The following is an 18,360-nucleotide window of genomic DNA, read 5'->3' on the forward strand; positions in this document are numbered from 1 at the left end:
GTGCTGGATTTTTTTAAATAATATAATGTTTTTGTAGAGTGCGCAATCTATATTCAACTGGACACGATTGTGGTTTAGACGGGGAGATGCTTCGTATCTGTAATATCCAGGGAAGGGCTGTGCAGAATTGTATTTCAGTAAAATTGTTATTTTAGAGTCTGTATTACAGTCATATTTTGTGGCCCGCGATATGAATTTTGTTTATGATTTGTCCCCCCATAACGGAGCCTCCTTGTTTCCGCGCTTCATTGAGAGAAGGGGAAAATAACCCAGTGTTTTGGGTTAATGTCTCGAGAGGGACAAGTTGTCAAGGTCATCCATGGCCCCGAAGACATCAAAGGGCTCCTGAAGGGAAGGCATCTCTCGAAGGAGACCGACGATCTCGGGGCTTTGTTTTTGGCATGTCTCTAAGGTTCGCTCGTATATGTGAGCGTTGAATCCGTTTGCTGCAACGGTTGTTCTTACAACAGGGTGCCCCAACGACTGGAGACGAGTGCCGATCTTTTCAGTATATTCTTGTAATGCATTCTGGGTATCGGTGCTCTGTGATTTAATGAAAACCAGTTGACTTTTCAATATTTCTGATATGGCATGGGTGAGGTAGGATTCCTTGGTTACGACGGTTTTCTCTTCCTCATGGCAAGCCCGGGTCATGGCCATTAAATGCATTGCGCCGAGGGCTTTTTTTATGACCGCCTTATGTTCTATGATTTCTTCCCTGGGGATCCGTTTTTGCAACTCTTTAATCCAGATATCTGAAGCTTTCTCCCGTCGTTCCTTGACCTGTTGAAGGCACGCATCGTATGCCTCGTAGGAGAGGGTCAGGTCATGGTAAAGTGCCTTGATAACCTCTCTGTACTCGGAAAGGGGCATGCCCGAGTAAGCATCAATGTGTTGCCTCCAGGCCTTTTGAATCCCAGGCATAGGGGCATCCCGTAGAGTCAAATAGCCCAACGCTTCTTCTTGCGGTATTGGTTCGATTGTATTTTGTGTATCTGCTGTCGCATATGATGAGAGTAACAGGAACAGCGGCATGAGAAGCAGGTGGGGTATTTTTAGCTTGTTCATAAAGTCTCCGGTATCATTTGGTATTTCTGGGTTGCGGGTGCCCGATTAAGAGTCTCTTCAGGAAAAAGACTCGTACATCGCTCTCCAGAATTTGTGCAGTTTTCCAGAGGAGTGTAACAACACACATTCATGGCAACAGATGGTTGCGATTTGATGTTGTGCAAAATTCCCCAGTCTTGCCGAAGCCTCAGCCAGTAGAGCCCAATCTGTTGAGCCGATGGAATAAAATGTCGTAACACTTGAGCCTTTGTTGGGACCCACAAAGCAAGATGCAAAAACAGTCGGTATCAATAGATTTTGTAGTAACTTGTTGGAACTTAGGATTTCATTTATCTTCTCAATGGAGCGGACGCAGCAAGCCTCCAGGTGGACATCATGCAGGTCGAGTTGTAATGCCATCATTCGTCTTTATCAGAGGTTTTTAGCCCGGATATTTCATGAGAAAGCAACTATTCAAAAGGAAAATGCCACTATTTCGGATAGCTGTAATAAAAATGTCAGCTATTTCGAAAATGCAAAATGTAAATCGACGTTTGCTGTTTGATTTTCTCACCCTTCGGGCGAGCCGAGTGCGCCCATCTTCTGCGTTATCAGAGCTTTTATAAAACCACGACTTCTGCAGCTCTGATGCCTTGAATATGGGTGCACTCGGCTCGTGAAATATCCGGGTTAGACACATTGAGATTGAATTATGCAAGGAAGCATTTTGAGAGTTTATGCATTCGCTTAGGTGTCGCAGTGTGTGACTGTATGTATATTCTTATTCGGGTGTTATGTCAATTGATGGCTATGGCTTTGGACAACGATGGGCACGCTGGCGCTTTGCCCATCCTACGAGTGAAAGCATGCGCTGGGGATCGTGAGCAAAAGGTGGGAGACCTTATTCAGGATATTTCACGAGAAAATAAACAGCCAAGATGAAAGCTATATGATTTCAGAATGCTATAACGAAAATGTCAGCATTTTTGAAAATGCAAAGTGTAAATCAGGGTTTGCTGTTTTATTTATTCACTCTTCGGGCGATCCGAGTGCACCCATCTTCTGCGTTATCAGAACTTTGAGGTAGAACGCTACATCTGCCGCTTTGATGCTTTGGATATGGGGGCGATCGATTCGTGAAATATCCAGGCTATAGTTGACGTTAAAAATGACATTTGACGTTAGCACCCTCTGTTATTTGTATTGGGATGCTTGATAGGGCCTTTTTGTCATTATTAAAGTGTTTTGGAACTTTACCTGGACTGAATTATGGCGCTATAATATGACCAATAATAAGAACCTTTAAATGGTCATATGGCCGAGGAGGCTATCCATGGAGCCCATATACGCTAAGTTTTCGGCAAGCATCTCTGAGCTCAAGAAAAATCCGAGTGCCCTTATCCAAGAGGCCGAGGGCAGCGCAATTACCATTCTGAATCATAACAAGCCGACGGCCTATCTGGTCCCGGCTGCGACATACGAGGCTCTCCTCGATAAAATCGAAGACTATGAACTCGGAAAAATTGTTCTTGAGCGAAAATCAGAAAAAGGTGGTGCTGTCGAGGTATCATTAGATGACCTATAAACTCAAGTTCCTGCCAACAGCCTTGAAGGAGTGGAAAAAGCTCGATAACAGCATCAGGATCCAGTTCAAGAAAAAGCTGGAAGAGGTTCTTGAGAGCCCTAAAATTCAAGCAAATCAACTTAGGAAATTCGATAACCATTATAAAATTAAACTCAGAACCTCCGGCTATCGTTTGGTCTATGAGGTGATTGATGATGAAATTGTCGTTTTGGTAATCGCCATAGGCAAACGTGAGGGCAACAAGATCTATGAAGTCGCCAAACTGAGGTCTGGCGTGTAATGGAGAGGCAGGCCGACTTTTTCCGGTTATTGAGGGGGGAGGTGGGCACGCTGGCGCTTTGCCCACCCTACGAGTGAAAGCATGCGCTGGGGCTCGTGAGCAATAGATCGAGAGCTGATAGGGCTTTATGATGTTCACATCCCATGGCAGTGCGCATTATTTCATTGAAGAGAAGAGCACGTATTCCGACCAGGGGGCTTTGTCGCAGGCCTCCCAAATCCATTCACGTTGAAGGGGGAAGCATCATGAAAAAGCTGGGCTGTGTGGTGGTTTTCTGTATCGCTGTGTTTGCCGGTCTTCCTGCGTCTGCCGGTGGGGCAGCCCCGGGGCTTTGGGGTGTCTATTCCGATGTGTTTGAAAGCGCCAAGTACATCGACCTTACCCATGCTTTTGAACCAGAGCAGCCGGTGTGGCCGGGGTTTGCCAATGCCTCATTCAAACCGGCCAGGGCGGGCAAAGGCATCGACGGGTACGTGGACGCCGGGCAGGAATTTACCTACGACAAACACGGCTTCGTGGCCACGGCGTACATGCTCACGACGGATCAGTACGGAACCCAGCTTGACCCACCGGCCCACTGGGACAAACTCGGGGCGACCATAAGCGACATTCCGGCGACCTATGCCATTCGCCCTCTGGTGGTCATTGATATCCATGACAAAGTAAAAAAAGACAATGGCTACCACCTTCAGGTCGAAGACATCAAAGCTTGGGAAAAGACGTATGGGCGCATTCCAGAAGGGGCTGTGGTGATGGTGCGGTCGGACTGGTACAAACAGTGGTCGGATACCGAGCGGTTCAACAAAAAACCTTTCCCCGGGGTCGGCCTTGAGGCGCTCAAGTTTCTTCACCTGGAGCGGCACATTCTGTTCCACGGCCATGAGCCCCTGGACACGGATACGACGCACACACTCGAAGGGGAATACTGGCTGATGCACAACCATTTTGCCCAGGCAGAAGGGGTTGCCAACCTCGATAAAGTCCCGGAGGGGCGGGGCACCAATACATCGGGTTTGCAAAGCCACAGGGGGGCACAGGCGGCTACGCGCGATATATTGCCGTTGCTCCAAAACAGTGGCCCCATGGCGTTTCAGTTACGGAGGTTCCCGGCGCACCGCTGCCTGTCCAGGCCCATCCGTTGAAGCGGGATAAAAACGGTGTGATGCGGCCAACGCCATAGGCCCTCAGGGTTGCTTTAACCCAGGTTGCCTCGTCATGCCGAGCGCACGGCGTTCCCTAAATCGGATTTGCCAGAACGGCTTTTTGCTGGGTACCGGCCGTGGCTTTCAGTGCCAGGGCAAGGACGGTCAGGGCCACCTGGGTTGCCGGGTAGGAGTACCAGATCCCCTCAACGCCCATGACCATGGGCAGGGTGACAACAAAAAAGGGCGTGAAGACCAAGGGGTCGGCGTAGACGAGGATCGAAGCGTTTTTACCGTCGTCCATGGCGTAGAAATAGGCAGACATCACCCGAGCAACCACGATGAAAGGGGCGGAGACAACCACCGCCACCATGGCAGACATGCATGCCGTGGCCACCTCGTGGGAGACGCCGTAGAAAATAGGAAAGCTGTACCGTGTGGCATAAAAAGCCACCATGAAAAAGCCGCTGAGGGCAAAGCCCAGGATCAGGCCTTTTCTCAACACGGTTTCAAGACCCTTTTTATCCTTTGCACCCGTGCAGTGGCTGATGAGGGGCTGGATGCCGTCGGCAAGGCCCTGCATGATGCTGTAGATGACATAGGCTGCGTAAGACATGACCGTATAGACGGCAACGGCTGCATTGCCGCCGTAGTTCAGGCACTGGTAGTTGGTCAGGATGATGACGATGGCCGGTGCGATGGTCAGCCCGAAGGGGGAGATACCTATTTTCAGCATTTCGAGGATGGTGTCTCTCTCCAGGCGATACCAGGCCGGGCCCAGTTTGGATTTCAAGATGGGGCCGATACCCATCAGCGCCACAACGGCCTGGGCGATGCACGTGGCCCAGGCAACCCCTTCCAGCCCCATGCCAAGGCCCAGCATGAACCAGGCATCCAGGACAATGTTGATCAGCATCCCCACCACCATCATCACCATGGCGTAGACGGGCATCCCGATATTTTTCATCACCGGCACAAGGCCTGCCCCCATCACCTGAAACAGGGACCCGAAGGTGATGACGAGCATGTAGTCGAGGCCGTATTCGTGGATGTTGCCCCTGGCGCCCAGCAGGGTCAGCAGGTCGTCGATGAGGAAAAAGTACAGGGGCATGAGGGCAAGGGAGATGGTGAAGAGAAGCACCAGGGTGGATGACTTTGCTCTCAGGGCCCCGGTTTCGTCGCCTCCGGCGCTGCGGATGGTCATGATAATGGAACCGCCGGTGCCGATTCCCGTACCGATGGCTGTCATCAGTGCCAGCAGGGGCCAGGCCAGGTTGATGGCCGTCAGGCCGTCGTCGCCCATGGCCCGGCACAGGAAGTATCCGTCCACGATCATGTACATCCCCACCAGGACCATGGACATCATGGACGGGATGACATACCTGATGAATTGATTGGCCATGTTCTTCTGCTCCACCTACCACCTCCCCATCATCATTTTCCTGCAACACCTTTTCGGGACACACAATAGGGCCTGCCCATGTCTTGCCAGATATATGGTGCGAGCCAGCGAAACCGTAAACCTTCCCGTAAGGGGAAGGTCAATGGCTTTTACTTAAAAAAGCAAAAGGATTTTATTTTAAGTTGAAGGATTACCAAAAGATGGGAGGGTAAGAAAGGAGACTTGTTGAAGGGGTACCGCCTGAAACGGTCGCCTGCGATACATCATGACAGTGCGATCGGCGCATCCTCTTGATTTTTGCGTGTCATTGGAGGGCCTGTGCTTCCAATGGGCACACAAGCGCCTATAACGCCTCTTTGTGAAGGTGCAGGGCCTGGAATACCTTCCTGATAATTCAAAGCACCGAGGCATGCTTTGGGGTTGCTTGAATGCCGGATGGAATCAAGCACTTTGTGTGTTGAATGGCTGACAACAAGGGGGCCGCTTAACATGATGCTGTCAAGAGGGCGCCATGGGGGATTTATCCGCCCAGAAACTGCATGTTCAGGGCAAAGAAGATCTGCCATTGGGGTTGGCCGGGGCCGTCGTCGGCTACGGAGTATTGCGGTTCGACAAAGAAGTTGTATACCGTTGTGCCTTTCTTGATGACTTTCCCGATACCGACGCCCATGGGGACGGAATAATAGTCTTTTTCAAAGTTGTAGACCCACAGGGGCGCCGCCCGCAGGTAGATGCCGTCCCCCAGCTGGAAGAACGCAAAGGGCTGCAACACCCCGACGTTGAGATCATCCCGGTCGTCTTCCCCTGCAAAACTGGCCTGCCAGGTCAGCAGGTAGCCGTACTGGAACACAGGGGAGGTGGCCACAAAGGTGACCTGGGCCAGCCCGGCCGACCACTGCTCAGAGCCCAGGTCATCGTCTGTTGCCGTGGGTGCGGTGAGCTGCGGCCCTAAACCCACGCTGATCCCGGGGTTGCCTGTATCGAAAAGGTAGGCTGCAAAAATGTTGAAATCCCCCAGGCCGGTCTCTTTGCTTCCGTCGGGCGGTGTCGGAAAGGTGTTGACCGGCAGCGAGGCCCGCATCAGCCAGGAGGTGTCCCCGATACTGATGGGCTGGGCATAGCGGAACACAAACTGGTTGGCGTCTTCGTCGGACTCGGTGATCTTGCCGATGTAATAGTTCTGGAGGTTGAAGGCCTTCATGTTGGCCAGGGGGTTGTTGGCCTGCGCCTCTGCGTTGGATGCGGAGGCTCCGGCCTCGTCCTGGCCTTCCGGTTCCGCCAGGGCTGCCTGGAGGTGGACACCCATCAGGATGCATGCAAATAGCGCTGCCCTGACGGCATGAATCAAAAAACGCGCCGGGGCTCTGTCGGCCTTACGATGTGTCATGTGTGACATCATTGCGGTTCCCTCCGTTTTTATTCATTTTGCCAGGTGCAGGGGCAGTCAGGCATGTGATTCATGACCTTTCAATTCTTCACGGGAAGGAACTCTGGCTCCGGCGGCTCAGAAAGGGCCATCCGGGGTCGGGAGCCAGTTTTCCTCCTGGTGGTTTGGTCACTTCGCCTTTTCGATATCCGGCAGGACCCAGCTTCTGTCAAGGAAGGCCTGGTCGGGGGAGTAGAGCCTGAAGTAGGGGAACCAGGCTTTGCCGGGCATGGTCTGTATCCAGTTTTTTGCCTTATCGCCTTCCGGTTTGTTCGGGCCGATGGCCAGATCGACGGAGCCATCTGCGTTTTCGTGCAGGTCCATGCGGGAGGAGCGGTCGGCCAGCCTGGTGTCGTTAACGATGATGGTACGGGTCGAGACATCATAGACGGTGAGGGACCAGAACGCCTTGACCGGAACGTTGGGCGGAACATGCAGGGTGTAGTTGACGGCACCGTCCAGCCAGTCCCCGTCGCCGTCGCGATAGGCCGCCAGGTACACCTGGCCTTTGCCGGTTTTCTGTCCGTGCATCATGGGATCGTTGGTGACGGCTTCGTAGAACCAGGCGGCGCGCTCATCAAGGTCATCGTAATGCTCCCGGCGTTGTTCCGGTGTGCAGACGGTGGCAAACTCCCAGTGGGAGCCGTCCATGTAATGCGCGTCCTCCAGACGCGGGTTGAAGAAGTCATTGGCCTTGGCCATTGCTTCACCCACCAGGGTGGCCTCGATCAGGAGCCTTTTCTGGTTCGGCGTGGGGGCAAAGGGTTTTCCCTTCTCAATGCCTAAAGGTTTGAGCATGGCCAGCCAGAAGCGATCCCGTTCGTGAACCGGCTCCCTGTTGATGATGTCGGCCAGTCGTTCCCAGTAGGCGATGCCACGTGGGTGCCAGGCCTGCCAGGCTTTTCCGTCGGGGGTGATGTAGCCGCGGGGTCGGGGATCCATCCGTTCGGCGTAAGGGTACACGTCGATTTTTTCCAGGATGGCCATGCGCTCGCTGCGGTCCTGGGACATCAGGCGGACGCCCGGCATGATGTTCATGGTGGGCATCCGTACCACGGTATACTCTCCGTCTTCCGCGCCTTCGGGCGACTCCTGGCCCGGCCCGACAAAGAGGTATTTTCCCGGTTTGGTCATCTGCATGACCCCGATCTGCCAGAAATCGTTGGCCGCGCCACGCACCTCGCCTTCAGGTATGACCATGATCCAGGGACCCTCGTTTAAGTCGATGAAGACGACGACGTAGGGCGTCGTGGTGTTGAAGGTCAGCCCCCCGAGCTTGTCTTCGTAGGACTCCATAAAAACGATTTGCCCGTTTTCCGCGCCGAGCTGCCGGAGGTGTGCGTGCTGCCACTGCTCCATGCCAATGAGGGGGATGGCCCAAAGGTAAGCCTGGCAGGCCCGCTGGAAGTCCATCTCTTCCAGGAGAAGCGCCTGGGTCTCGGCCGTGGGGTAGCCATTGGCAAAGTCATGGGTAAATTCAAGCGCACCGATGCGAGTCTCAATGGTCTCTCCTGCGGGGGGAGCCGTGGCCTCCTTGCCTGACGTTGTGGCGCAGGCCGTGAGAAGAAGGGCCAGGAGTATTGCGGGAACCGTTTTTATCCACAAAGACCGACGGTAGAGGTGGACCATGGGGTATCCTCCTTGGTTGGGAGCATGAAGCAGGTTGTTGGGTGGGTGCCCGGCGGGTCGGTTTGTCTCCGGATGCTGCCGGAAGGGGGCTGAAGATGAGGGGTGGGGGTGTGGTATATTCTTGATATTGTATCAGATTGTTTTGGGCGTGAGAACGCCTTTTACAACGATATGCCGCAAGGAACGATTGCAGGCGTTATCCCGTTGGGTTGCCGTGGATTGCCTTTTTGCCCGATTCCTCATTAATATTCTAACTGCTGTTTTTTGTATCATGGTTTCATTGTGTGCCTTTTCAGGTGGTTAAATTCGGGCCTGGTGTTTCGGTTGGATTTTCTCGGTTTGTTTCTTGATTAGGGCGTCTGTGCGGGCTCGGGTTTTGGGGAATGGCGATTCTTTATTTGAATCAGTGTGTTAAAATGGTTGATCAGGATATGTGATGTTGACACCATGATGATTTTGTACTATGTCTGAGTTCATCACATGAACCTCTGGTGTGTTTCATCTTTTCTCCTCGAGTCGAATCGAGTCTTTCCAAGTGACATTCCGTTGGTACCGGTTTGCCGGTTCACCTTTTTTCCAAGGCTGATGGGAGTGTTGTATCTTTCCCTTCCGATGGCCCCTGACACGAGTTGGAGGAAATCATGACGGAAGTGATTCAACTGCCGACAGGCCAGTCCCTGGCCGATATTATCACCGAAAACGAGGCACTTCGGGAGACGCTCAACGACCGCAGGGCATTGGATCAGATGCTTGCTGCTGTGTCGTCTGACTTTATGAACGTAACCGGGGAATGGACCGGCGATGTTATTGAAAAGGCCCTGAAACGGGTGGCCCGGTTTGCCGGGGCCAAGCGGGGCGTTGCCTTTATCATGCCCCAGGGCCAGGTGGAGTGTGCCCTGTTTTTTGAGTGGATCTCCGAGGAAGATCCCGAAGGGAGCTTCGAGTCCATCTCGCCCCGGGCTTTTTCTGTTTTCCTCCCTCCCATGCGTGAAGAGAAAATCACTATCTTGAGTCAGAAGTCAGAAATCACCATATTCCACGTTCGAGCAGCGGCAGTCGGATTATGGGTTCAGGGCGCTGGTGGGGCTTTATCTCAACAGCCGGGACGGCAAGGAGGGGGGGATTTTCCTGTTCGGAGGGCCGGATGAGGAGTACCTGTGGCCCGAGGAGATGATTACCCGGTTCCTGAAAACCGTGGAGGGGCTCTTCATCAGCTCCATGCGCCAGGTGGAGCTGACCATGGAACTCAAGAAAAGGGAGGCCCTGGCCTCGGCCCTTCTCAACGCCACCAGAGACTCGGCGGCGCTGCTGGACATCGAAGGCAATATTCTGGCCATCAACAGCTCCTTTTCCCGTCGGCTCAAGATCAGCCAGAACCACGCCAAGGGCAAACCGTTTTACGACTTCTTTTCCCCATGCCGCCCTCGACGCAAGCAGGTGAAGGCCGTGGTGAAAAGCGGCCACCCCGTTCATTTTGAAGACGACAACAACGGCCTGGTGCTCTCCAACGTTATCTACCCGGTCTTCGATACCCGGGGCGTGGTGGAGCAGGTGGCCTTCTACTCCCACGACATCACCCCGTTAAAAGACGCCGAGCAGAGCATCCGGACCCTGACCGGAGAGCTGGTTCTGGCCCAGGAAGGCGAACGCCAGCGCATTGCCTACGACCTGCACGACAACGTGGCCCAGGAGCTGGCCACCTTGAAGATCAGCTGCGACACCCTGGTGGACGCGGCCCGGAAATCCCCGTCGGAGTTTGAAAAGACCGTCAGCGGGTTTTCAGGGATCCTCCAGAGCTCCATCAACACGGTCCGTGAAATGGCCTACGAGCTGCAGCCCCCCACCACGGGCAATATGAGCCTGGTGGACACCATCTACAACTATTGCGATGAGTTCAGCGAGCGGTTCGGTATCACGGTGGATTTTTACACGGCCGGGATGCACAATGTGAACCTGGACAAGGAGCAGCAGCACCACATCCAGCGGATCATCCAGGAGGCCCTGAACAACGTGCGCAAACATGCCGGTGCAGCCGGGGTGATTATCCGGCTGGTGGCGGCCCACCCCCACGTGATCCTGCGCATCGATGACGACGGCACGGGATTTGATGTGGCTCGCCGCATGGAAGATGGTCTCAGGGAGAAGCGTATGGGGTTAAGGGGCATGGAGAACCGGGTGAGGCTGATCAAGGGGAGGGCACGCATCGAGTCCGCTCCCGGTGACGGCACCCACCTCTTTTTTGAGATCCCCGCCGAACAGATCGAGGAGATGAACGACCGCAAGGAGAGAGACCAGTATTACCCTCTTTTTACGTGAAAGGTGTGCCAGATCCCATCCTGTGCATGGTGGGCGGCAATGGTGTACCCCTGTGAGACAAGCTGTGCTTCGATCTTTCCGGCTTCGGTGGTAAGAAGGCCGGAGAGGATCGCCTCCCGTTTTCCGAGAAACCCTTCCGAGACAACCAGGTGTTTCATGATGTCGTAGTGGATGTTGGCCACCACGAGATCCGCCGGTGCGTGCACCATCTCCTCGGCACGTCCCTGGACGGCCAGGATTCGGTGCGAGAGCCCGTTGACCCGGGCATTTTCAAGGGTTGTGCGCACGGCAAGGTGGTTCAGGTCCACGGCCAGGACCCGGCTTGCCCCTAAGCGTGCGGCGCCCAGGGCCAGAAGGCCGGTTCCCGTGCCCAGGTCCTGAACGGTTTTGCCGGAAAGCCCCGGGCCCATCTCCGCCAGCAGCGAGAGGCAGCAGCTGGTGGTGGGGTGCGCTCCGTTGCCGAAGACCACCCCGGCATCAAGGAAGATTTCATCGGGGGCGGGGCTGCCCCCAGGGGCTGCACCCCGCCGAAAGGGCCGCACCGTAAGGGGCCCCGCGGTGAAGGGTTCGGCGTCTCCTCCCTGCCACTGGTCGTAGGTCATGTCGTAGCGGTCGATGAGGGTGAGGTGGGCAGCGTTCCGGGTCAGGCGCTCCACCACCTCGTCGGCGGGGCTCCCGAAAAAGAGGAAGGTGGAGGCGTCCTCCACCCAGTTGCCGAGAAAGTCGGGATGATCCACGGGCGTGGCCGGGTGGATCACCCCTTCGATGTAATAGATAAAAAGCGCATCCGAGGCCTCCGGGTGCGCTTTTTTCATGTCGGAGACAGGAGGCGTCATGGGGCGGTGTCGACCTCCTTTTGAGCCTCTTTGAGTTTTTCCGAGACAGCCTCTGTGAGCCCTACAACCTCTTCCAGCAGTCGGCACACGTTCTCGTAGCCGCCTTCCCGGGCACGTTCTGCCCATGTGAGGTAATTGCCCTTGTGGGCGTCGTTGTGATTGACCCAGTGGGTGAGCAGGGTGGCCAGCTGTTCCTGCAAGGAAAGGGGGGCGGAGTCGTTCTGGTGGTCGTGACTGTGATCGTGGCTGTGGTGGTGGTCGTGATGATGATCGTGATCGTGTGGCATGCAACCCTCCTAAAAGTATTTTTTATAATGGCGGCTTCGCATAACAGACCGAATGGTGGGAATTCCCCGTGGCGCGCACGGTGTGGCCGGTGGCAGGGGATGGGGACAAGGCCCTTGGGCAAAAACTTTTTCACACTTGAAGGAGGGTGTCAAACAAAAGCGTTCGTCCGGAGATTTCATGAAAAGACGGGCCGGGAGAATGAATAAAGCATCATGGGGTCCGGTTCCCGTGTGAAACGCAGATATTTCCAAAAATGAAAATTTAATTCACGGTTTTCAGCTTGTCCTTTTCACGCCTCAGGCGGATCGACTGTCCCCCTTTTCCGCATTATCAGCGCGTTGAATAGGGGGTCAGGGGGTCCGAACGGCATGAACAAAGCCGCAGCCGGTCAGGGGATGGGCTTCCCGGACGTAGCTCTCTTTGTTGTTGGGGTTGAAGGTGACGGCTTCAGTGCTGGTGCCCCAGGCCCCGGTCTCCAGCTCCGAGGTCCAGTACCACGGGGCTCCGCTGGTGGGGTAGTAGGGTTTGCCGTTGTAAAGCAGGGCCAGCTCGTTGGGCAGGGGAATGCGCCAGTCGGTGAATCCGCCGATGGAGAGGCGCTCCACCCAGGCCTTGGCCGAGGCAAAGGGCATGCAGCCATTCCCCAAGTTCCTGGAGTCCAGGATCATCCAGGTGAGGCCGGACTGGGTGTCCGTGAAGGTGCCGTTCCTGTGGTCCAGGAATCGGTTGCCCTTGTCCCGGAGAAGGGTGCGGATCTCGGCTTCCCGTGTGGCAATGCGAGCGGCAGCCTCCTGTCTGCGCCGGGCGTCGGCCTGGGCCTGCTGCTGGGCCAGGAGGCGGTTCTTCTCTTCTTCCAGGCGCCGGGCCTCTGCCTGGCGGGCCAGGAGGGTCTGGCGGGAGGCCTGTTCCTCTGCCAGGAGGCGCCCCCTCTGGGACTCCAGCTCACCCTTTAAGGCCCGTGCCTCCTTGATAAAGGCGCCGTCCGGGTAGCGGTCCATGTAGAGCTCCACCTCCTGAATGCGAACAGAGATGGGCTTCTTGGGGTTGTCCGCAACCGCCCTGACCTCTTTCCACTGACCCTGCTGGTCCGCTTTTCGGGCGAGGGAGGCGATCTCTTGTCTGATCTCCGAGGCCTGGGTGGTGTGGGGATTGTTCTGGAGGAAGGAGATGTACATGGCCCGGGCGTCTTCAAAGGAGAGGCCCGCAGTCTCACGTTGCAGCCTGCTGAACTCGATGGTGTCGATCATCTCGCCGCGCATCAGCCACACTTCGTTGAAGCGGCTGTCTTCGGGGAACTCGGCAGTGAATGTGTCGGCCAGGGCAATGCAGGGTTCCCAGTTCTCCGTTTTGTAACAGGTTGGGGCCTTGGTTTTGAGCATCAGGTAATAGTCGTCGCTCACCGATGCCACCAGGTTGGTGACCGGTCGGATGTGTTTGCCGTTGGGGTGATCGGAGAGATAGGCCCGGTAGAGCCCCAGTCGCTCCTGGGCGCTGCGGTCTTCTGCCTGGCGGAGTTTCTGGTAATCCAGATCGTCCAGCTGGGCGGGAAGGCTCTTTATTTTGGATCGGATGGCCGTGGCAAAGGGGGTGCCCTGGTTCTCCTTCAGGTGTTTTTTCATCATGCCCACGGAGGTGTCGATAAATTCCCCGTCCCGCGGCAGGGTGTCGATGCGGCGGTCCATCTCCATAAGGGCATTTGCTTCGTTGAGGCGCTCGGTGACCTGCAGGGTGAACCGGTTGATCACATGGCTGTTGAGATAGGATTCCAGAAGGGCCTTCTGCTGCCGGAACTGCTTCATGGAGGCCAGGTCGGCCATGAGGGTGTTGAATTCTGTCTCCAGGGTGTGGGCACGGTACCAGATGTAGCCGCCGAAGGCGCCGCCGCCGATGACGACACAGGCAAGGAAGACAATGAGAATGGTGCGGATGGGGCTGGACGGCTCCTCCAGGTCCTCATCCTCGTATTCATAGACCCAGGAGCCGTCGCCCTCTTCCTCGGCCTCCTCGTCCCCGGGATCTTCGTCCAGCTCCAGGTCCACGCCCGGAGAGAGCGAGGCGGTCACCGGCATGGCAGGCGGTGTCGCATCGGACATGGAGGGCAGGTCCGGCAGGGGAGGGAGGTCACCCGGAGGAGCTGCGGGTTCGGGCTTCTCCTCCATGACAAATTCCATGGCGATCTGGTCGTCCACGGAAGGGGCTGTGGGGCCGGGTGGTGTTCCTTCTGCGGCGGCTTTGGCCGCCTTGTCGTCGCGGAGCTTGAGGCCCTCCATGAGGATGGTGAGAAGGGGGGTGGTGATATTGTGCTCGGGGGCCGGGGCGTTGTCGATGACAATGACGGTGTCGTCCCAGCAGATGATTTCGTACACCGCGTCGAGACCGTGGAGGGCTCCGGATTCGGCGGCCACGAGGTTGCCGTCGTTGATCCAGAGGTAGCCGACGTCATCATTGGCGTAGATTTTCAGCGTGCAGGATGTCTTGTCCATCTGGACGATCTGCAGAAATGAGCTGAGGGAAATCCCCTGTATCTGGCCTCCAACTTCAATCTTCATCGATTCGGTTACCACCTTGAATGACGCGTGAATCCCCTTGTGGCTGGGGGGGAAAGAAAAAATCCGGTTTTGCAGCGGTATCCCGGTGGGTTACGATGCAGGAATTCTGGCGAGAATCCGTCCCGGTGTGTCTTGGGCTCAAAATCCTGGGCTGTTGGGCAGGATCTGCGGGTTGATAAGGTTGCGGAAATAAACTATCAGATCGGCATGTTGGTGTCAATCGGTCCACCGCCATGGGCGGCAGGATGAAAATTGGTTAACAGCCACGGCCAAAGATGGTGTAGACTCAATTCTTTCGGGCCCCTTCCATGGTGTATGGGAGGGGCCGGGTACGTTTTTGCGGGGCGCTCTCGGGCCCCCGGCACAGCGCAGCGTTGATATACAGTCAGTTGATTTTTGATGGAGTGATGCATGAACGGCAACAAACGTCTCGTGGGTATGGCCGGGTTGGTTTTGGTGGCCTTCTTCTGGGGAATGACCTTTACCGTGATTAAAGAGGCGCTGGACGATGTCCCGGTCGCCTTTTTCCTGGCCCAGCGGTTCCTTCTGGCCTTTGGGCTTCTGTTTGTGGCGCGGCCCCTGGCCAAGGCCCCTCTGAACGCATACACCTTGGGACGCGGCGTGCTTCTGGGGGGGCTGGTGGTGATGGGCTATGCTCTCCAGACCGTGGCCCTCATCGACACCACAGCATCCAACACTGCCTTTCTGACGGGTCTGAACGTGGTGTGGGTACCCATCCTGGCCGTGCCACTGCTCAAACGTCGCCTGGAAGCCCCCAAGGCCGTGGGCGCGGTCCTGGCCGTGGGTGGAATCTACCTGATGTGCGGCCTCCTGGGCGGCGAAGGCCTCGCCCATGTGAACCGGGGGGACCTCCTTGCCCTGGCCTGTTCCGTGTTTTTCGCCCTGCACATCCTCTACACCGGCCGCTATGCGTCCCGGTGCGACAGCTACTGGCTTGCCGTGGTCCAACTGGGGACCATCGGCGTGCTCTGCGGGGGCGCAGCCCTTGCCAAGGGCCAGCCTCTGTTCTCCTGGAAACCGGAGATCGCCGTGGCCCTGATTTTGTGCTCCTTTCTGGCCACTGTCCTTCCCTTTCTTATCCAGACCACGGTCCAGAAATGGGTCTCCCCTTCGGATACTGCCCTGATCTTTTGCCTGGAGCCGGTCTTTGCCGCCCTGTTTGCCTGGGTCCTGGCCGGTGAGGCCATGGGACGCATGGAGTACGGGGGGGCGGCGCTGATTCTTTTGGGGATGGTGGTGTCGGAGAGGTGGAAGGGGGGGAGGGCTAAGGCTAAAGGCTAAAGGCGAAGGGCTAAAGGGTGAATAGTGAATAGTGAGTGTAAGCGCTCCGTCGGTGTTGACGGGGCGTTTTTTGTTGGGGTCGTGGAGGTGAAGGGCAAAAGGCAAAAGGCAAAAGGCTAAAGGCTAAAGGCTAAAGGGGAAAGGCTAAAGGGGAAAGGGGAAAAGGGGAAAAGGGGAAAAGGGGAAAAGAAACGCCCTGCCGGTGGGGGGCAGGGCGTTATTTGTTGAAAGGGGGGGGGAGCGGAGGGCTGGATCAATCCGGGTCTGTGAGGAGCATGGGCTGTTCCGGTTCCTTGACTTCCACGCAGTCCACCTTCTGGTAGCCGCGGGGGAGTTTTTTGCCCCGTAAGCCACGGGAGCTCATGTATTCGGCCACGTTGCCGGGCTTGAGGGTGAGGTGGCGCTTGCCCGCGTAGATGATGATGCTGCTCTCTTTCTGCAGGGTGAACAGGCGGATGACCAGCTCTTCTCCGGCCTTGGCTTTTGCCGACGGGATGTTGATGATCTTGTTGCCTTTGCCCTTGGGGAGCATGGGCAGGTCCCGCAAGGGGAAGATGATCATGCGGCCCTCGCTGGTAATGGCGGCCAGCAGGGTGTCGTCCAGCGTGGGGACGGCAAGGGGCGGAATGGGCGAAGCTGCGGCAGGCAGGGTGAGAAGGGCCTTGCCCGCTCTGTTCTTGCTCAGGAGGTCGCCGAATTTGGCAATAAACCCGTACCCGGCGTCCGAGGCCATCAGGAGAAGGTCCTTGCGGCTTCCGGTGACCATGTGGCGGAAGGTGGCCCCAGAAGGCGGTGCAAAGCGGCCGGTGAGGGGCTCGCCATGGCTCCTGGCCGAGGGCAGGGTATGGGACTCCAGGCTGTAGCTTCGCCCTGTGGAGTCGATGAAGGCGGCGAATTGGGAGCTTTTGCCTTCGGCGGCGCAGAGGAGCTCGTCCCCTGCCTTGTACTTGATGCGGGACAGATCCACGTCGTGGCCCTTGGCCGAGCGGACCCATCCGTTCTTGGAGAGGATCAGGGTCACGGGCTCCGTGGGCATGAGGTCCTTTTCCGAGAGGGCCTGGGCTTCCTGGCGTTCCACCACAGGGGACCTGCGGTCGTCGCCGTAGAGCTTGGCGTCGGCCTTGATCTCTTTCTGGATGAGCTTGACCAGGCGCTTGCCTGAACTGGCTACCTTCAGCCTGCCGCTCTTGCGGTTCTTCCTGCTCGCCCCGGGATCTTCATCTCTTCGAGCTTGGCCAGGTGGCGCAGGCGCAGCTCCAGGATGGCTTCTGCCTGCTGGTCGGTGAGTCCGAAGCGCTCCATGAGGGCGGGCTTGGGCTTGTCCTCGTTTCTGATGATGGCGATGACCTCGTCGATGTTGAGGAAGGCCACCAACAGGCCGTCCAAGATGTGGAGGCGCTTTCTCACCTTCTCCAGGCGATAGGTGAGGCGGCGGGTGACCGTGTCTTTACGGAACTCCAGCCATTCGGAGAGGAGCTGCACAAGCCCTTTGACCTGGGGCTTGCCCGAGGTGCCGATGACGTTCATGTTCACCCGGTAGTTGCGCTCCAGGTCCGTGGTGGCAAAGAGGTGGTCCATGAGGGCCTCTCTGTCGATACGGTTGGAACGGGGCACCACCACGATGCGGGTGGGGGCTTCGTGGTCGGATTCGTCCCTTAAGTCCGCCACCATGGGCAGCTTTTTGGCCTGCATCTGGGCGGCGATCTGCTCGATGACCTTGGCTCCTGAGACCTGGTAAGGCAGGGCCGTGATGACTATATCCCCGTTTTCCCGGCTCCACACCGCCCGCATCTTCACGGAGCCGTGGCCCGTGACGTAGAGCTTGCGCAGGTCCTCGGCCGGGGTGATGATCTCGGCCTCCGTGGGAAAGTCAGGGCCCTTGATGTGTTCAAGGAGGTCCCGGGTATCGGCCTCGGGGTGGGAGAGAAGGTGCACGCAGGCATCGGCCACCTCCCGGAGGTTGTGGGGCGGGATGTCCGTGGACATGCCCACGGCAATACCCGTGGTGCCGTTCAAAAGCAGGTTGGGCAGCCGGGCCGGAAGCACGGCCGGCTCCTGAAGGGTGCCGTCGAAGTTGGGGATCCAGTTCACCGTGCCGTGGCCCACCTCGTCCAAAAGCACCTGGGCGTAAGGGGAGAGGCGGGACTCGGTGTATCGCATGGCGGCAAAGGATTTGGGGTCGTCAGGGGCTCCCCAGTTTCCCTGGCCGTCCACCAGGGGGTAGCGGTAGGAAAAATCCTGGGCCATGAGCACCATGGCCTCGTAACAGGCCGAGTCCCCGTGGGGGTGGAACTTGCCCAGGACGTCGCCCACGGTACGGGCCGACTTCTTGTACTTGGCCGTGGCCTTGAGCCCCAGCTCGCTCATGGCGTAGACAATTCGTCGCTGGACCGGCTTGAGCCCGTCCCCGATGTGGGGCAGGGCGCGGTCGAGGATGACGTACATGGAGTACTCCAGGTACGCATCCTCGGCAAAATATTTAATGGGCTGCTGCTCGCCACCCTCTTCGGTGAAATGTGTTTCGTGCTTCATTTAGAAAAATGCCTTCTATGGAGAAA

15 protein-coding genes are annotated in these 18,360 nt (G+C 56.7%); 6 read left to right on the forward strand and 9 right to left on the reverse strand.

Translation table 11 applies throughout. From position 1 onward, the window contains the following. Positions 1-282: 282 nt before the first annotated feature. Entirely contained in the window at positions 283-1,068 is a 786-nt protein-coding gene (locus tag ACOYW2_RS27355; protein ID WP_482768636.1) for a hypothetical protein, read from the reverse strand. A 1,312-nt stretch (positions 1,069-2,380) separates the two neighbouring features. Between ACOYW2_RS27355 and ACOYW2_RS27360 the strand changes: the two genes are divergently transcribed. The 3 genes from ACOYW2_RS27360 to ACOYW2_RS27370 all read left to right on the forward strand — a co-directional run bounded on the left by ACOYW2_RS27360 (position 2,381) and on the right by ACOYW2_RS27370 (position 4,054). After that, positions 2,381-2,632: a type II toxin-antitoxin system Phd/YefM family antitoxin gene (locus ACOYW2_RS27360; protein WP_482414378.1), complete on the forward strand. Its 252-nt coding sequence runs from the start codon at positions 2,381-2,383 to the stop codon at positions 2,630-2,632. Continuing rightward, on the forward strand, positions 2,622-2,912 hold the full coding sequence (locus tag ACOYW2_RS27365) for a type II toxin-antitoxin system RelE family toxin (RefSeq protein ID WP_482768637.1): 291 nt from the start codon (positions 2,622-2,624) through the stop codon (positions 2,910-2,912). Before ACOYW2_RS27360 ends, ACOYW2_RS27365 begins: the two co-directional genes overlap by 11 nt. Before the next feature lie 245 nt (positions 2,913-3,157). Next, complete coding sequence (locus tag ACOYW2_RS27370) at positions 3,158-4,054, forward strand: cyclase family protein (protein WP_482768638.1); 897 nt, start codon at positions 3,158-3,160, stop codon at positions 4,052-4,054. Positions 4,055-4,148: 94 nt separating this feature from the next. Here ACOYW2_RS27370 and ACOYW2_RS27375 read toward each other — a convergent pair whose 3' ends face one another. The 3 genes from ACOYW2_RS27375 to ACOYW2_RS27385 all read right to left on the reverse strand — a co-directional run bounded on the left by ACOYW2_RS27375 (position 4,149) and on the right by ACOYW2_RS27385 (position 8,511). Beyond that, entirely contained in the window at positions 4,149-5,471 is a 1,323-nt protein-coding gene (locus ACOYW2_RS27375) for an MATE family efflux transporter (RefSeq protein ID WP_482768639.1), read from the reverse strand. A gap of 505 nt (positions 5,472-5,976) precedes the next feature. Continuing rightward, positions 5,977-6,843 (reverse strand): hypothetical protein, encoded by an 867-nt coding sequence (locus ACOYW2_RS27380; RefSeq protein ID WP_482768640.1) that lies wholly within the window; start codon positions 6,841-6,843, stop codon positions 5,977-5,979. Positions 6,844-7,011: 168 nt separating this feature from the next. Beyond that, the gene (locus ACOYW2_RS27385; RefSeq protein ID WP_482768641.1) at positions 7,012-8,511 is read right to left on the reverse strand and encodes a DUF1254 domain-containing protein; all 1,500 of its coding nucleotides are present in this window, start codon (positions 8,509-8,511) and stop codon (positions 7,012-7,014) included. Between the two features lie 641 nt (positions 8,512-9,152). Between ACOYW2_RS27385 and ACOYW2_RS27390 the strand changes: the two genes are divergently transcribed. Next, positions 9,153-9,659 carry a hypothetical protein gene (locus tag ACOYW2_RS27390; protein ID WP_482768642.1) on the forward strand — a complete coding sequence of 169 codons (507 nt, stop codon included), beginning with the start codon at positions 9,153-9,155 and terminating at the stop codon, positions 9,657-9,659. After that, on the forward strand, positions 9,592-10,827 hold the full coding sequence (locus ACOYW2_RS27395; RefSeq protein ID WP_482768643.1) for a PAS domain-containing sensor histidine kinase: 1,236 nt from the start codon (positions 9,592-9,594) through the stop codon (positions 10,825-10,827). The genes ACOYW2_RS27390 and ACOYW2_RS27395 overlap by 68 nt, the downstream gene beginning before the upstream one ends. On the opposite strand, the gene ACOYW2_RS27400 is transcribed toward ACOYW2_RS27395, so the two are convergent. From ACOYW2_RS27400 to ACOYW2_RS27410, 3 genes are all read right to left on the reverse strand, one after another. Next, positions 10,809-11,663 carry a 50S ribosomal protein L11 methyltransferase gene (locus tag ACOYW2_RS27400; protein WP_482768644.1) on the reverse strand — a complete coding sequence of 285 codons (855 nt, stop codon included), beginning with the start codon at positions 11,661-11,663 and terminating at the stop codon, positions 10,809-10,811. The genes ACOYW2_RS27395 and ACOYW2_RS27400 overlap by 19 nt on opposite strands. Beyond that, on the reverse strand, positions 11,660-11,950 hold the full coding sequence (locus ACOYW2_RS27405; protein WP_482768645.1) for a DUF8180 domain-containing protein: 291 nt from the start codon (positions 11,948-11,950) through the stop codon (positions 11,660-11,662). The genes ACOYW2_RS27400 and ACOYW2_RS27405 overlap by 4 nt, the downstream gene beginning before the upstream one ends. 351 nt (positions 11,951-12,301) lie before the next feature. After that, complete coding sequence (locus ACOYW2_RS27410) at positions 12,302-14,500, reverse strand: DUF4388 domain-containing protein (RefSeq protein ID WP_482768646.1); 2,199 nt, start codon at positions 14,498-14,500, stop codon at positions 12,302-12,304. A 411-nt stretch (positions 14,501-14,911) separates the two neighbouring features. On the opposite strand from ACOYW2_RS27410, the gene ACOYW2_RS27415 reads away from it, so the two are divergent. Next, positions 14,912-15,802 carry a DMT family transporter gene (locus ACOYW2_RS27415; protein WP_482768647.1) on the forward strand — a complete coding sequence of 297 codons (891 nt, stop codon included), beginning with the start codon at positions 14,912-14,914 and terminating at the stop codon, positions 15,800-15,802. A gap of 253 nt (positions 15,803-16,055) precedes the next feature. Here ACOYW2_RS27415 and ACOYW2_RS27420 read toward each other — a convergent pair whose 3' ends face one another. Together ACOYW2_RS27420 and parC are read right to left on the reverse strand one after the other, a co-directional pair. After that, positions 16,056-16,880, reverse strand: coding sequence for a DNA gyrase C-terminal beta-propeller domain-containing protein (locus ACOYW2_RS27420; RefSeq protein ID WP_482768648.1), 825 nt, complete (start codon positions 16,878-16,880; stop codon positions 16,056-16,058). A 95-nt stretch (positions 16,881-16,975) separates the two neighbouring features. Then, complete coding sequence (parC, locus tag ACOYW2_RS27425; protein WP_482768649.1) at positions 16,976-18,334, reverse strand: DNA topoisomerase IV subunit A; 1,359 nt, start codon at positions 18,332-18,334, stop codon at positions 16,976-16,978. Positions 18,335-18,360 lie beyond the last annotated feature (26 nt).

It is taken from the genome of Desulfoluna sp. CLI2B (genome assembly GCF_056847375.1).